Here is a 14,568-nt window from a genome sequence, read left to right as displayed (position 1 = left end):
ATGCAAGACATCTCAGTCATCGATCTCACTCCCGAAAATATCGCAGAATACGGGGTGTGCGGTTACAAGGACATAAAAAAACACGTCGAACTGAGGAGAAAGATCGACTGGTTCACTAGGTATTACCCGCTCGGCCTGAGGATAAAGGCGCTCGTTTCGGAAGAAGGAGGATATCAGGGGATGCTCGAATACATCCCCGGCCGGTATGCCCACCGCCCCGTCGATGCGGACGGATACATGTTCATCCATTGCATCTTCGTCGGGTTCAAAAAGGAGTTCAAGGGAAAGGGATATGCCTCCCTACTCATCGACGCCTGTATCGAGGAGGCGAAAGCGGCCGGGATGAAAGGTGTTGCCGTCGTCACGAGGAAAGGTTCGTTCATGGCCAAAAAGGATATCTTCGTCAAAAAGGGTTTTGTCCCGGTGGATTCAGCCGAACCTGATTTCGAACTGCTCGCACTCAAATTCGACCCGGACGCTGCCGACCCTAGGTTCAGGCCGGAAATGGAGAAGAACCGTGAGAAGTATCCCGAAGGTCTAGTGATATTCCGCTCGGCACAATGCCCGTATTCAGAGAAGAACGTCGCAGCCATCATGGAGTCCGCCGAAAAAAAGTACGGCCTGACTCCCCGCCTGATCGAGATGGAGAGTGCGGAATCAGTTCAGAACTCACCGTGTCCCTTCGGGACATTCTGCATTATGTACAACGGGGAGGTAATCAGCCATCACCCGATCAGCAATGGCCGGTTTGAAAATATCATGGATAAGATGATGAAATGAAAAACATCCTGTTTATCCTGACCATTGCCGTTCTTTTTATTTCCTTTTCTTCCGCTTCAGGCTGCACCGACACTCCCGCGGAGAACCTTACAGCCTCGGAACTCGGATCAAGGTTCCTGGAAAAAGCGGACAACATCCGCGACTACACCTCAAAATATTCTTCGGACTCCGACGGGCAGGTCATCTTCGACTGGAAATCTCCCGCCGAATACCGCCTTGAATATCTAAACAAAACCTATGTCGCTCCCGGCTCCTTCCTCTGCATGAACCTGACAACCGCTGTAAGCTACGATGCAGGGGAAAATGTATACATAGTCCAGCCGGAGATCAGGGATCTCCCGCAAAACGATTATCAGGCGATGGTCCGGGAGATCGTCAGGGACGGCGATTTTTCCGTCACCGGAACAATGAAGGAAGACGGCCGGACGCTCTACGGGATCGAAGTAATAACCGAACCGTGGTCGAAAAAGTACACCACATACGCAAGTTCGAAGATACAGGCCTGGATCGATCCAAAATCCGGCCTTGCATGGAATATCACCACCTTCTACCCGTCGGATACCGTGATCCACACCATACGTTACGAACACATCGAAACAAACACCGGCATCCCGGAGAGCTGGTTCTCATTCGATCCCCCGCCCGGATCGAATCCGCAGTGCGACAGTACGGGCTGGAATACCCTGCCTGAGGGAATAGACCTTGAGACGGTCGACCCCGCCCTCATGCCCGGATGCAGGAACTGCACGGAGGCCCTGATGAACTCCCCGGTCGGCGGGTTCAACGGCAGGAGATTCCTGGTATCAACTTACAGTTATGAAGGTGCAGACTACAAATTCGTCCCCGATCCAGCCCCGTCTGCCTCGGTCAACTACACCTTCTACTCCCGGAATATGAGCCACGGAAACGTCAGTTACAATATATACCGCGTAGCCTTCCTCTACGATACAAAACCCCTTCCCATGCCGGAGAACTTATCCGTAACAATAGAGCCCCGTGAATTCACGGCCGAACCCGGGGAGGAATATACGTCCGTGGTAACCGCCCGCCTCCTCCCTGAATCGGAGATCCCTGACAACCTGTGGCTGTACATTCATGCCGATGTCGAAGGGGCCCCGAGTGCGATCACGGACGACTGGGTGAGAGTCGCGGTTAACGACGGAACGCCCATGAGTGGAGCGGGACTGTATCATTTCTACCAGAGCACCGGCGGTTACTGCGAGAGACTGCTTGTAGTCCCGCGGGGCGGATCGGGGCATGCACAATTCTATATAGGCACAAGGGAACTCGACACCGGAATTGTCACCGTGAACCTGACGACAATGTCATGTGAAATGGATCACATGCCACGCGGGGACGACGAATGGCCGCCGTGGCCGGAAGGAATCCGGGCATCCGTGAATCCCAACCGGTTCCTCGCGAGAGGTTTTGCGAATTATTATGTCGACATGTCGTTTTCGGTCGACCCTTCGGTCGAACCCGGTGATTACTGTTTCAGTGCACAACTGAGAACGCCGATGGGTGGATTCGATTTTGCCCCGTTCACTCTCCGGGTGACTAAATAAGATCCGCGATCAGCCCGTAAAACTTCCCCGGCAAATCTGCCATAGGAACGTGGGAAGCAGGGAGCTCATAATATTCCCACCCCTCCGGGTCCGCCTCGATCTTTTTCCGGGCGACACCTGTAACCGAGACAAAATCGCTCTTCGTGCAGAGGATGTACGTCTTCGGGATCGCCCGGATCTTAGACGGATCGAAGAACAATTTTTCAACGTAAGGAGGAGCGGGTTCGAGACCCGTGAACGACCCCGTATCGATCCCCGCCGATTCGATCAGATCATATAACGACTGGCCCGGACCGGGAAGAGCCGCATCGACATATACCAGCCGCCCGATCTTCTCCGGTATCCGTGCCGCCACTCCCGTAATTACCATCCCGCCGTAGGAGTGGCCGACGAGAATAACATCATGAAGGTTGTTTTCTGCGATCAACACACAGATCTCCTGGATATGACCCGAAAGATTACAGGAATATTCCCCGGCGAGAGTAGGGGCAAAGGCCCGGTGGCCCAGGTCCCGGAGAAATGAAACAGTCCCGTCCCAGATCTGTCCGCCCATCTTCCCGTCCTCCGTGAAGACCTCTTCTCCTACTGTCAACCCGTTCCACGTCGCCGTATCCATGTTCCCGCCGTGCACAAAAACGAAGTCAGCCATGCCAGTAATATCCTCCTGACTGAGAAGTGATATTACGATACATAAATATTGTTTCCCTCTTCATCGGATTAATGCCTGAAGAGGGCCAATAATACAGGAGAAGGGAGAGCATGAAGAAGACAATCATAACCGTCGTCGGGAAGGACACGGTCGGAATAATCGCGAAAGTCTGCACCTACCTCGCCGAAAACAACGTAAATGTCGAGGACATATCCCAGACTATAGTGCAGGGCTACTTCAATATGATGATGATCGTCGACACCGGCGGGTCGTCGAAACCGTACCAGGAGATGGTCGCCGAACTCGAAAATCTCGGCGACGAGATCGGCGTCAAAATCCGCTGCCAGCACGAGGATATCTTTACGAAGATGCACCGCATCTGAGGTTTTCCATGATAAACATCTTCGAGGTAAACGAGACGAACAAGATGATCGAGCAGGAGAAGCTTGACGTCAGGACGATCACCCTCGGCATCAGCCTTCTCGACTGTGTCGATTCGGATCTTGATGCCCTGAACCGGAAGATATACGACAAGATCACCCGGATCGCAAAGAACCTCGTCCCCGTCGGAAGGGAGATCGAGCTCGAATACGGGATTCCGATCGTAAACAAGAGGATCTCCGTAACCCCCATCGCACTCGTCGCAGGGCAGGCATGCAAATCCACGGAGGATTTCGTATCTGTTGCAAAGACGCTCGACAAGGCAGCGGCGGATACCGGCGTCAACTTCCTCGGCGGATACTCCGCCATCGTCTCGAAGGGAATGACCCCCACCGACGAAAAACTCATCCGCTCCATTCCCGCCGCACTCTCCTCCACCGAAAGGGTATGCAGTTCGGTAAACATCGGTTCCACGAAGACCGGGATCAACATGGACGCCGTAAAACTCATGGGAGAGATCGTCAGGGAGACGGCCGAAGCGACGAAGGGCGACAACTCCCTCGGGTGTGCGAAACTCGTCGTCTTCTGCAACGCACCCGACGACAACCCGTTCATGGCCGGGGCCTTCCACGGGGTATCGGAGGCCGACGCGGTAATCAACGTCGGCGTAAGCGGTCCGGGCGTCGTCAAGCATGCACTCGAAGGAATCCGGGGAGAAAACTTCGAGGTCCTCTGCGAGACCGTCAAGAAGACCGCATTCAAGGTCACCCGCGTCGGCCAGCTCGTCGCACAGGAGGCGTCCGCCAGGCTCGGCGTTCCGTTCGGGATCGTCGACCTCTCCCTTGCACCCACCCCTGCGGTAGGAGACAGCGTCGCCGAGATTCTCGAAGAGATGGGCCTTGAGTCTGTCGGTGCACCGGGAACCACCGCCGCCCTTGCTCTCCTAAACGACCAGGTGAAGAAGGGCGGGGTTATGGCAAGTTCGTTCGTCGGAGGTCTTTCCGGTGCATTCATCCCCATAAGCGAGGATCAGGGGATGATCGATGCCGTAAACCGCGGTGCACTCACCATCGAAAAACTCGAAGCCATGACCTGCGTATGCTCCGTAGGTCTCGACATGATCGCAATACCGGGGGACACACCCGCCACGACTATATCCGGGATAATCGCAGACGAGGCAGCGATAGGAATGATCAACCAGAAGACGACCGCCGTCCGCCTCGTTCCTGTTATCGGAAAGGACGTCGGAGACACCGTGGAGTTCGGTGGGCTCCTCGGCCATGCCCCGGTCCAGAAAGTGAACAAGTTCGGCTGCGAAGATTTCATCAACCGCGGCGGACGCATCCCCGCACCCATCCACAGCTTCAGGAATTAAAAAAATAAAAATCGTGATAAGCCGGAGCCTGGCCCCGGTCTATTTCCCTTCCGGCCCTTTCCTTTTTTCAACGATATAAACCATCATCTTTTCCAGCGGGATTATTTCAAGGGACCCTTTGCTTTCAAGGATCTCCTTCAGGTGGTCGAAGTTCACGGGTTCGAACTCTCCCCCCGGGTGAATCTCCGGCAGCCCTTCGGTGGTGAAATCGGAGATCACGATCCGCCTGCTGGCTACACGCGAGATCTCCAGGACCGCCTTCCTTCTGTCGCCCGGGGCAATGTGATGGAGGGAGCCGAAGCAGAGTGACATGTCAAACTCGTCATCGGAAAAAGAAAGAGCCGTGACATCCTCCTCTTTAAATGTGATCCTGTCGGATACACCCTCCACCTCCGCCTTTTCTCTCCATGTCTCGATCTTCTCCCTGTCGATATCGACGGACGTGACCGTGCAGTCGTACTTCTTTACGGCGAATATCGCAAGAGGCCCCGCCCCGATATCCAGTATGCTTTTGCCATTCGGCCCGGCAAGATCGAGGACTTTTTTTCTCAGCTCCAGGGCCTTATTATTGCCATTCGTTTTACTCTCTTCACTCTCTTTTTTCATATCTGTCAGGTAAATTATGTACAGTTAAAGGTTTAAAAATCAGGGAGTGGAGTATTCCTTTTTATTCAGGTAAACTCTCGCAATCGCGTAGAATGCTACGAAGATCATCGTGAAAATCGCCATTAGTGCGAGAGTTCCGTAGATATCCCCCGTCCAGTATACATGCCCGTTTCCGGCAGTGACTTCGTAATTGGACCCGAGTGCAAAGTCCCCGAAGAACTCGATCGTCCTTGAAGCATAGAGGAGCACCGGCAGAATCCAGAACGCCTTCAGTGAAATTGGAGCGCCCGGATTCTTTCCTTTGTCCGTATATCTCAGGAAGAAGACGAATATCATGTAAAAAGTGAACACGCACAGGAACCATCCTAGGAAGTTTACGAACGGAACCCCGAGATAGACGCCGCCGTTGTGCCATATCCATAACCTGTCGATCGTGGAGTTGATCGGGTCCATGCAGATATCCCACATAACCATCACGAATGAAGATATCACGGGCAGAAGTATAATCTCGCAGCCGGCAACGGACGAATCTCTCTTATCGAGCAGTATCGATCCGATCGTCCAGGAAAGATATCCCATTGCGAAATATGCGGGCATGATCATGACCGGGACGAGTCCCAGCATGGGACTCCAGTCGGTGGAATAGTTGTAATGCCCGAACGGGAACCCGGTCAGGATGCTCACCGTCTCATACATCCAGCTCACGATGAATATCACGACGAAGAAGAAGAGCATCTTCTTCCAGTCGTACCTGATGGTACCGTGCCAGAATGCGAAGATCGCGATTACGATCGTGCTCGAAAGCCCGAAGATCGTTAAGCCGGTGACGGTCTTCATCGTGACGAGGATCACGGTAAGAACCAGAAATGCTACTCCTGCCGGTACAAAGTATTTGTTATCAACACCAGTTTCTGCCATATTCAAGCCACCCCATTAATTTTACAGCCTTTACAGTTCCAGACTGTTTCTTTGATATAAATATTTTCCTGCCCTGACCGCGGGTTGAAATCGCATCGGCAGGGGAAAAAAGAGAGATTCAGATTCGGTTGCCGGTACCGGCCGGTTCTGCAAGCCTTCGCCCGAGTTCGTATGCCTTTTTGCAGTCTTCGGGAAAGACCGTCCTGTGCCTCTCCTTCCGGGCCTCCGGGTCGAAGAGGCCCGAGACCACCCGGCCGTAGTCCTCGAACTGCAACGTCTCGTACGAGCACAGACTCTCCGAATGCCCGAACAGCATCTTCATGTTGCCTTCTGTATACGAGAAGATGGAGTTATAGCCCATTTTTTCAGCCTGCTGTTCTGAAACATTCATCGTGTAGATCGCCGCCGTCTTCATCTCCCTGCCGAAGAGCGATGACGTTGGGTTCATATATGCAAGATACTGGAAAAAGAGCCTTTCGAGAAAAGACCGCGTCTCTCCGGTGACGAAGCCGAAATATATAGGCGACCCGGTGATTAATACATCGGCCCGTTCGATCTTTTCGAGCAGAGGCGTGAGTCCGTCCTTTATGGAACATTTCCCGTAGCTCGGCCCTTCTATGAGTTTGCAGGCGAAACAACTGGTGCAACCCTTGTAATCGAGGTCGTAGAGGTGAACCAGTTCGGTCTTTGCACCAGTTGAAGCGGCGCCTTCGAGGGCGTTTTTAAGAAGGGTCGCCGTGTTCCAGTTCTTCCTCGGGCTCCCGTTGACTGCAATGACTTTCATCGGACTGACCTCAGATCCAAGTGACGTTCGCAGGTTTTCTGCGGGGGATGTTCTGCGGCTTATACTTCGGGTAGCCGAACAGCATCGCGTAGGCGCATTTCCTTCCGGCCGGGATTCCGATCTCCTTTTGAAGCGGCTCGTATTCGGCGGCGGCCATCGCGACGAATCCGGCCCAGCAGGTACCCACCCCTGCCGCCGGTGCCGCGACATCGAAGTAAGTCAGGGCGATTATCCCGTCGACCGGTGCGATCGGGTTGTCCTCCGGGACGTGGGCGAAGAGCATGTGCGGGGCGTTGCGGCAGATGCCGTCGAAGCCTCCTTCGTATGCACCTATAAGCCCCGAGAAGAATCCGCCCATCGGGTGGCCGGCTGCGACAAGGCTCTTCATCCATTCGACGACAAGGTCCGCAACTCTCTTCACTCTCGCCGGGTCATGGACGACAATCCATTCGACAGGCTGGCCGTTCCCGCCGGACGGTGCGTACCTTGCCACGTCCAGGAGTTCTTCGATCTTTTCGCGGGGTACGGGATCGGCCTTATACATCCTTGCCGAACGCCGTTTTTTAAGGTAGAACCCGATCTCGTCCGCCGAAATATTGCCTGCTCCTTTCGGCAGGACTTCCTTCTCCTCCGGGCGGAGGTTCAGTACAAGTGCTCCGGTCGGGCAGAACGCCTCGCAGTGGCCGCACTGAATGCACCTGTCCGCCATTTCACCGGGGACATCCGGGAGCGTCTCCTCTCCCGCAGGACTGACAATGCTCATCGGGCAGGCTTCAGAACAGATCCCGCATTTGGTGCAGAGATCTTCATCGACTATTATCGTACTCATATCTTTCATTCTCCTGTTTTCGTATTTACATTCGGTTTAGTCCGTCTTCTTTAACTTTTTTCCCGCACTCCAGGCATCGCCCACGTGATCCCCGAGTGACCAGTAACTGTTGTCCGTCATGGTCAGGATTACCGGGTCTATCTCGGTGAAATCAGCTTTCCCATCTCTGATCACACGGCCGTCTGCATATACCCCGGCGATCTCGCCGATGTAAATGCTGTTTGTTGCGAGCGGCACTGTCTGCACCAGCCGGCATTCGAGCGAAACCGGGCATTCGGAGATCATCGGAGCCGTCTCAAGTTCACCGTAGAATATTTCGAAGACGCCCGACTTGTCCGTCTTCGCACCCGACACAATTCCGCAGTAGTCGGTCTTTTCGATCATGGACGTCGACGGGATGTTGACCGAGAAAGTCTTCGTCTCCGCGATCCCTTTGGGAGTATAATGATTGTTTCCGATTGCGCAGGCGATCATCGGCGGGGCGGCATTGACACGGGTGCACCACCCGACTGTCATGAAGTTCGCTTTCCCGTTCACCTGTGTCCCGACGAGTACGACAGGCATAGGGATGAAGAAATTGCTGTTGATCTTTTCCTTTTTCATTTCTTTTTCCATCTGGATCCCTCTCTTTTCCATAGTGTGCATTATCCTTAAAATGCCGTTCGCACGAGGTATGAAGGCATTTTTTAAGCAGCGGCTGCAACAGCCATTAGGGTAAAATACGCCTCAGTCGAATAAATACTGCATACAGCGTTTTGTGAAAGCAGCTTTCAATATTGAAACCTAACCGAAATACAGGGACAATCATGTACAGGAAGAACGGAAAGACATACCACTGTTCGGTGGAGGCGTCACTGGACGTAATCGGCGGCAAATGGAAACCACTTATACTATGGAAACTCGGCGACGGCGTTATGCGTTTTTCCGAACTCCAGAGGACTCTTCCCGGTGTGAACGCCAAGATGCTCACGAAGCAGCTCCGAGAGCTGGAGGAAGACGGGATAGTTCTCCGGACAGTATACCCTGAGGTTCCGCCACGGGTCGAGTACTCGATCACCGAATTCGGGATGACCCTGATTCCTGTCCTCCAGGCCTTATGCAAATGGGGCACGATATACCTGGGCAACGGGAACGGCTGTGATGACACCGAAGGCGGAACAAATCAATAAGTATGATCCTGCCGTCTTTTACTTAATGATGCAGGAAAAAACGAAGACCGTTTCCGGAATGTCTTCGTGGGCCCGGGGGGTTATATGAAATCCCAACGGTTTTCTCTGCCTTTTCCTGCCGCCGCATTCATCATTCTTCTTCTCCTCTCTTCTGGATGCATCGGGAATTATGTAGCCAACCGCGACATCGTGGTCGTAAGGATCTCTCCGGACGGCGAAACGGACTGGGCGGAGACTCTCGACTACGGTTTCGACGATTATACGGGCGATATTGCAATTACATATGACGGCGGCTGTATCGTTGCCGGAAAGAACGCCAGCGGCCGTTACGGCGACTACATCTCAAGGCTGATTCGTTTTTCTCCCGGGGGAGAGATCCTGTGGGACAAAACACTCCCCGGCTCAGACGGAAGCCAGTACTACAGCCGGTACTCCGTTGTTCAGACCCATGACGGCGGTTTTGCCGTACTGACCAGTGACGGTGCCATCTTCCGGACAGGGCCTGACGGCGAGCTGTTATGGAGGACCGCTACCGGAATCGAAGATGCAAGATCCCTCGTCGCGACCTCCGACGGCGGATTTGCGGCGGCAGGGCTGCAGCAGGACAGGATCCCGTTCGGTTCGGTCCCTGTATACGGGGAGAACGGCAACGTCACGTATCGTGATCCCCTTCCCGGGGAAGTTGTCGCAACCCCAGGCTGTCACGAGACTGTCATCGGGTCCGGGGACAATGCGATGACGGTGACCGAGTGCACGGTCCCGGTAGATACGATAAAGCAGGCAGCCGTGGTGAAGGTGGGCGAAAACGGGAGTGTCTCCTGGAAGAAGGCTTACGGTGCGGAAAACCTGACCAGTGCATGGACCGTGGCCGAATCTCCAGACGGAGGGAATTTCTTCGTTGCAGGATACGAGACTACCGGCGATCATAATGTGAACACCACAAGTTATGCTGCGGTACTGCTTCTCGACGGGAACGGGACGGCTCTAAGCTCGGACCGCCTCGACCGGATTGGGTATTATACAATACCGGTCATCTGCAATGCTCCCGGAGGATACGACATCATGTACATAAATACGACCCTCCACGACGGACATTATCTCAACAGGCTCGCTGAGGCGCATTTCGATGCCGGGAAAGGAGAGGTGACATCTCTCCGTATAATCGGCACCGGCACCGTCTTCGCCCGGACAGCAGGTGGCGAGTATTTAATCGCCGGCACATCTCCCGGAAGCAGCGGCGGATCGGCCGGCGGGTATCGGGACAGAATAATCGATCTGTCTTTGTATGATTCAGGCGGAAACCTGCTCAGGGAGACGAAGGTTCCGGATGTGAGTGCAAGCTCGGTGGAAAAAGTAGTGCCCCTTCCCGGAGGGGGCTGTATGATCCTCGCATTGAAGGAGAACTTCGGGTTATGAGCATAATGTCCGGCGAGAGAAAGGATATCGGTCTCCCCGAGGCGGTATCTATCGGTATCGGAGGGATGGTCGGCGGTGGAATCTTCGCCGTCCTGGGGCTCGCCGTCCAGCTTGCAGGCGGCGGGACACCGGTCGCATTCCTGATCGCGGGACTGGTTGCAATCGTTACCTCGTACTCCTATGCCCGGCTTTCGGTCACCTATCCGAGTGCGGGGGGGACGGTAAAGTTCATCCTCCGTGGATACGGCAACGGCCTCTTCTCGGGCACGATGAATCTTCTTATCTGGATCAGCTATATCATAATGCTCTCGCTCTACGCGTATGCGTTCGGGAGTTACGGGTCGACTTTTTTTTCCGCCGATCTCCAGCCGCTGATGAAGCATGTCCTGATCACCGTGGTGGTACTGGTCCTGATGCTGCTTAACATAATGAAGGCGAATGTAGTCGGGAAGGCCGAGGACCTGATCGTGGCGATTAAACTCGCGATCCTCGTTCTCTTCATCGCAGTCGGCCTCCTTTCGGTCGATGCGGCGTCGCTCTCTCCTTCGACATGGTCCCCGGCACTCGCCCTCGTATCCGGCGGGTTCATCATCTTCGTCGCCTACGAGGGATTCGAGCTGATCGCGAACACCGCCCAGGATGTCCGCGAGCCCGAACGAACGCTCCCGAAGGCATTTTACATCTCGGTCGGGTTCGTTGCAGTCCTCTATACCCTGATTGCGATAGTGGCAATAGGAAATCTCCCCGTCGACCAGATAGTTTCCGCGAGCGATTATGCCCTTGCGGAGGCGGCCACTCCTTTCCTCGGGCAGTTTGGCTTCGTCCTGATCGCTATAGCGGCTCTTCTCTCCACTGCATCGGCCATAAACGCGACATTCTACGGGACCGCCCGGCTGAGCTATATCATCGCGAAGCAGGGCGAGCTTCCCCGGTTTCTTGAAAAGGAGATCTGGAACCGCCATCTCGAAGGGCTTTTCCTGACTGCCGGAATAACGCTCGTAATCGCGAACACCCTCGACCTCCGGGACATCTCGACGATGGGCTCGGCCGGATTTCTGCTAATCTTTGCGGCCGTGAATTACGCGAACGTGAAGTTGTGGAAGGAGACGAAATCTAACCGTTTAATCCCGGCTGTCGGAACGGTTTTGTGCCTTGCGGCGGTCGGGTTCCTGGTCTATGATACGATCCTTACCGCACCGCTGAACCTTCTGGTTCTGGCAGCCATGCTCGGCATCGCTCTTGGTATCGAGCTGTTGTACTGCCGCATCAGGGGCAGGGAGATCCGTATCGAGGACCGGGAGGAGGAGCCACGGGTGATGTACAGAACGGAAAAAAATGAAAATTAATTTTGAAGGTTTCCTGTTTCAGAAGAATATCTTCTTCTTCGGGTCGAGATTCGTCTCCATCGTCCAGAAGTACGCCTCACCTTTTGCGATCCTGAAAAGGACGAGTTCGGGGCTCTCGGGTGTGAGGCCCATGTCGGCGAGGAACGGGCGGTCTTCGAGCGACTTCTTCTTGAGCTCGATATCCTCGATCCATTCGGCCCGGCCTGCAACGCGGAGAACTCTCCCGTTCTCTTCGCCTATGAACCCTAGCTCGATCTTCGGGTTCTTTACAATCTGTTTGTAGATGTCCTTAATCGTCCACGTCTGGAAGTAGAACCCGGTCTTGTCCGCGAACCACATCCCAAGCGGCCTTACACGGGGCTGGCCTTCGTCGTCGGTCGCGACCCAGGCGATCGGGTTTTCGGTTGCGAATTTAATGCACGTATCGATATCCATGATCTCTCACAGGTGTAACATATGCACGATATATAAAAAAAGTTGGGGCTGAAATTATCACGGAATTTCTTTTATCTCTTCCCGTGCCTTTTTCATTGTAATCCTGATAAATTCGGTCTTGCCTTTTGTATAGGCCTCTCTGTTGAATTCATAGCTCTCTTTGAGCCGGCACTTCAAATCCGCGTACTCTTCCGCCGCTCCGGGGTGCATGGAGAGGTATTCCCTGAAATACAGTTCGTCCCAGTCGCCTTCGTACCTGACGTGGACATGGTATGCCTGCCCTTCGAAGCCTTCCCTCCCGTAGCCCTTCATGAACATCATATGGGGCGGGGGATTCTGCGGCTGCGGGTCGTAGCCGTATCCGAGACCTGTCAGGGCGGCGATTATACGGTCGTCTTCAAGTTCGTCCCGGACTTCGAGCAGGATGTCGATCGTCGGCTTTGCTGTCATGCCCGTAATAGAAGTGCTGCCTATGTGCGACATCCTCGCGATATTTTCGGCACCGAGGGCATCTTCGATGTGCTTTTTTTCCGCGGCGTAGATCTCCGGCCATCCTGGGTCGTATTCCGAGAGTATTACCGGGTAGAGCCTCCCGAGTCTTTTTATCTCATCTTCATCCGTTATCATGGTCCTACCTTTAGTCAGGTCCCCCTTTTTCCGTCAGGCCCTCGACCCATTCGCGGTTCGCCCAGAGTGCACATCCCCCGTTCGTCTCGACAAGCAGGTTGTGCTCCCGCCTGATCTTTTCGAGCAGCTCCGATCCGAGGGCCTCCTTTAACGGAATCTTCGTCAGGTCCGCGTCCGAGAAAGGGGCGGCGGGGCAGGGTTCGAGTTTTCCGGATGGGCTCACGTGGACGAATCCTCTTCCTGCCGCAAGGCATCCACCATATGCGTCCTCCTCGCCGGGGAACCCGATGAAGAGTGCCGGGTATCTGTCGCAGAAGACCCTGATCTTTTCCCGGAGTTCCGACCTTTGGTCTTCGGTCAGCACGAGATCCTCAGTCCCCTCTTCGATTGGGACATACTCGACGAACACGAAGGTCCGGATGTCTTTTTCGATCATACCGGTGATGAAGGAATCGCCGGTGACCGTCCCGATGTTTCCGCTCGTAACCATGACCGAGCACCCGAAGAATACCTTTCTTTCCGAGAGCCTTGTGCATGCAGCCTCAAGTTTTTCGTAAGTGCCCGGCCCCCGCCTGCGATCTGTATCTTCCTCCGGGCCTTCAAAGCTCATCATCGGGACGATGTTTTTGCATGCTGCGATCTCGTCTGCGATATTTTCATCGATCAGAAGTCCGTTCGTGAAAACGGGAAAGAGAATTTCAGGATACTTTCTTGCATAACCGGAGATCTCCGGAAGTCTCATCAGGGGCTCTCCACCTGCGAAAACGACGACCGAGACCCCCAGGTCTTTCGCCTGTGCGATAAGGCCCGAGAGCTGCTCTTTCGTCATGTCGGGCGCAGGCTCACGTCTGAGTGTACGCATATAGCACCCCCTGCACGAGAGATTGCATCCCGATGTAAGGGCGGTCATCATGACGGCGGGGACCGTTATTCCTTCTTTTTCGTATCCCCGCCTGGTCTTTGCGGCCTTCTTCTGGTGGTAGAGGATCTTCGCCCCGGCGACTGCGAGCTTCGGGTCTGACGCGGCGATCTTCAGCGCACTCTTCAGTGTAGTCTCTATTACGCCGTCGAAGAATTCCCTGTACTCGTGTTCTGCCGGGGGATTATTTTCAATTGTATTCATCAGTCACCACGGGTCACCGGTTATTGTATTTATCACTGGATCGTTTGCTGTATATCTCAAAGAACTTCCCTGCGGCCCTGTATAACGGATTGACCGGGACATCCGTGAAGTAGTGAGTGCCGGGCGAGAGCCAGCCCCTGTTCTTCCAGAACCGGTAGTCGGCGGGCGATATCTTTTCCAGTCCCGAAAAAGTCCCCTTCAGGCAGTAGAAATAGATCACATCCCTAAGGCCGGGACGTTTTTGTTTTTTCCCGAGCAGGGAGGCGGAGTATTTGGCGGCGGCTTTTTCGAGCAGCCGGGTATTCTTCTCTGCCCGATCACGCGGCACGGGACCGTTCGGGGTGATGAGCCCGGCCTTTCCCGCCGGTTCGAACCCCCATGCATGCGCCAGTTTTTCCAGGTAACCGAGGACTTCGCCGGCGCCCAGTATGCCGGTCGTCACAAGGAAGAAAGCCTTCTTCCCGGAGAACTGTGGCCTGTGGCCGTTGTAGCTTATCCTGTCGATGAAGGTCTTCATCCGGCCGGTCACGTTCACGCTGTAGACCGGCGTGGCGAAGATAACTCC

17 protein-coding genes are annotated in these 14,568 nt (G+C 54.5%); 7 read left to right on the top strand and 10 right to left on the bottom strand.

Going from position 1 to position 14,568, the window contains the following annotated elements:
- Together METPAY_RS03600 and METPAY_RS03595 are read left to right on the top strand one after the other, a co-directional pair.
- Positions 1-780, top strand: a complete 780-nt coding sequence (locus METPAY_RS03600; protein ID WP_048149240.1) for a GNAT family N-acetyltransferase — start codon at positions 1-3, stop codon at positions 778-780.
- Complete coding sequence (locus METPAY_RS03595; protein WP_048149238.1) at positions 777-2,345, top strand: LolA family protein; 1,569 nt, start codon at positions 777-779, stop codon at positions 2,343-2,345. The genes METPAY_RS03600 and METPAY_RS03595 overlap by 4 nt, the downstream gene beginning before the upstream one ends.
- Here METPAY_RS03595 and METPAY_RS03590 read toward each other — a convergent pair.
- Positions 2,338-2,994 (bottom strand): alpha/beta fold hydrolase, encoded by a 657-nt coding sequence (locus tag METPAY_RS03590; RefSeq protein ID WP_048149236.1) that lies wholly within the window; start codon positions 2,992-2,994, stop codon positions 2,338-2,340. The two genes, METPAY_RS03595 and METPAY_RS03590, sit on opposite strands and share 8 nt — an antisense overlap.
- A 110-nt stretch (positions 2,995-3,104) precedes the next feature.
- On the opposite strand from METPAY_RS03590, the gene METPAY_RS03585 reads away from it, so the two are divergent.
- Both METPAY_RS03585 and METPAY_RS03580 read left to right on the top strand, forming a co-directional pair.
- Positions 3,105-3,377 (top strand): ACT domain-containing protein, encoded by a 273-nt coding sequence (locus METPAY_RS03585; protein WP_048149234.1) that lies wholly within the window; start codon positions 3,105-3,107, stop codon positions 3,375-3,377.
- Between the two features lie 8 nt (positions 3,378-3,385).
- A complete protein-coding gene (locus tag METPAY_RS03580) occupies positions 3,386-4,750 on the top strand; it encodes a PFL family protein (protein WP_048149231.1) in 1,365 nt (454 codons plus the stop codon).
- 39 nt (positions 4,751-4,789) lie between these two features.
- Here METPAY_RS03580 and METPAY_RS03575 read toward each other — a convergent pair whose 3' ends face one another.
- The 5 genes from METPAY_RS03575 to METPAY_RS03555 form a co-directional block, all read right to left on the bottom strand.
- Complete coding sequence (locus METPAY_RS03575) at positions 4,790-5,356, bottom strand: class I SAM-dependent methyltransferase (RefSeq protein ID WP_048149229.1); 567 nt, start codon at positions 5,354-5,356, stop codon at positions 4,790-4,792.
- A 39-nt stretch (positions 5,357-5,395) separates the two neighbouring features.
- The gene (locus METPAY_RS03570) at positions 5,396-6,274 is read right to left on the bottom strand and encodes a carotenoid biosynthesis protein (protein WP_052418636.1); all 879 of its coding nucleotides are present in this window, start codon (positions 6,272-6,274) and stop codon (positions 5,396-5,398) included.
- Between the two features lie 118 nt (positions 6,275-6,392).
- Positions 6,393-7,058: a flavodoxin family protein gene (locus METPAY_RS03565; protein WP_048149227.1), complete on the bottom strand. Its 666-nt coding sequence runs from the start codon at positions 7,056-7,058 to the stop codon at positions 6,393-6,395.
- Between the two features lie 10 nt (positions 7,059-7,068).
- Entirely contained in the window at positions 7,069-7,887 is an 819-nt protein-coding gene (locus tag METPAY_RS03560; RefSeq protein ID WP_048149879.1) for a nitroreductase family protein, read from the bottom strand.
- Between the two features lie 36 nt (positions 7,888-7,923).
- Positions 7,924-8,523, bottom strand: coding sequence for a flavin reductase family protein (locus METPAY_RS03555; RefSeq protein ID WP_245611514.1), 600 nt, complete (start codon positions 8,521-8,523; stop codon positions 7,924-7,926).
- Between the two features lie 170 nt (positions 8,524-8,693).
- Between METPAY_RS03555 and METPAY_RS03550 the strand changes: the two genes are divergently transcribed.
- The 3 genes from METPAY_RS03550 (at position 8,694) to METPAY_RS03540 (ending at position 11,818) form a co-directional block, all read left to right on the top strand.
- The gene (locus METPAY_RS03550) at positions 8,694-9,056 is read left to right on the top strand and encodes a winged helix-turn-helix transcriptional regulator (RefSeq protein ID WP_048149225.1); all 363 of its coding nucleotides are present in this window, start codon (positions 8,694-8,696) and stop codon (positions 9,054-9,056) included.
- A gap of 84 nt (positions 9,057-9,140) precedes the next feature.
- Complete coding sequence (locus tag METPAY_RS03545; protein WP_157198984.1) at positions 9,141-10,472, top strand: hypothetical protein; 1,332 nt, start codon at positions 9,141-9,143, stop codon at positions 10,470-10,472.
- Positions 10,469-11,818, top strand: a complete 1,350-nt coding sequence (locus METPAY_RS03540; RefSeq protein ID WP_084600675.1) for an APC family permease — start codon at positions 10,469-10,471, stop codon at positions 11,816-11,818. Before METPAY_RS03545 ends, METPAY_RS03540 begins: the two co-directional genes overlap by 4 nt.
- Before the next feature lie 18 nt (positions 11,819-11,836).
- Here the strand turns inward: METPAY_RS03540 and METPAY_RS03535 are convergent, their stop codons facing one another.
- The 4 genes from METPAY_RS03535 to METPAY_RS03520 form a co-directional block, all read right to left on the bottom strand.
- Entirely contained in the window at positions 11,837-12,253 is a 417-nt protein-coding gene (locus tag METPAY_RS03535) for a pyridoxamine 5'-phosphate oxidase family protein (protein WP_048149220.1), read from the bottom strand.
- A 57-nt stretch (positions 12,254-12,310) separates the two neighbouring features.
- Positions 12,311-12,880, bottom strand: coding sequence for a GrpB family protein (locus METPAY_RS03530; RefSeq protein WP_048149218.1), 570 nt, complete (start codon positions 12,878-12,880; stop codon positions 12,311-12,313).
- Positions 12,881-12,890: 10 nt separating this feature from the next.
- Positions 12,891-14,003, bottom strand: coding sequence for a radical SAM protein (locus tag METPAY_RS03525; RefSeq protein WP_048149217.1), 1,113 nt, complete (start codon positions 14,001-14,003; stop codon positions 12,891-12,893).
- 13 nt (positions 14,004-14,016) lie between these two features.
- Positions 14,017-14,568, bottom strand: a 552-nt coding sequence (locus tag METPAY_RS03520) for a flavodoxin family protein (protein WP_048149215.1), incomplete at its 5' end; no start/stop codon positions are given.

This window comes from Methanolacinia paynteri, assembly GCF_000784355.1.
Lineage (GTDB): Archaea > Halobacteriota > Methanomicrobia > Methanomicrobiales > Methanomicrobiaceae > Methanolacinia > Methanolacinia paynteri.
The sequence above is the reverse complement of the archived record's forward strand: the minus strand, read 5'-3'. Positions and strand labels throughout refer to the sequence as shown.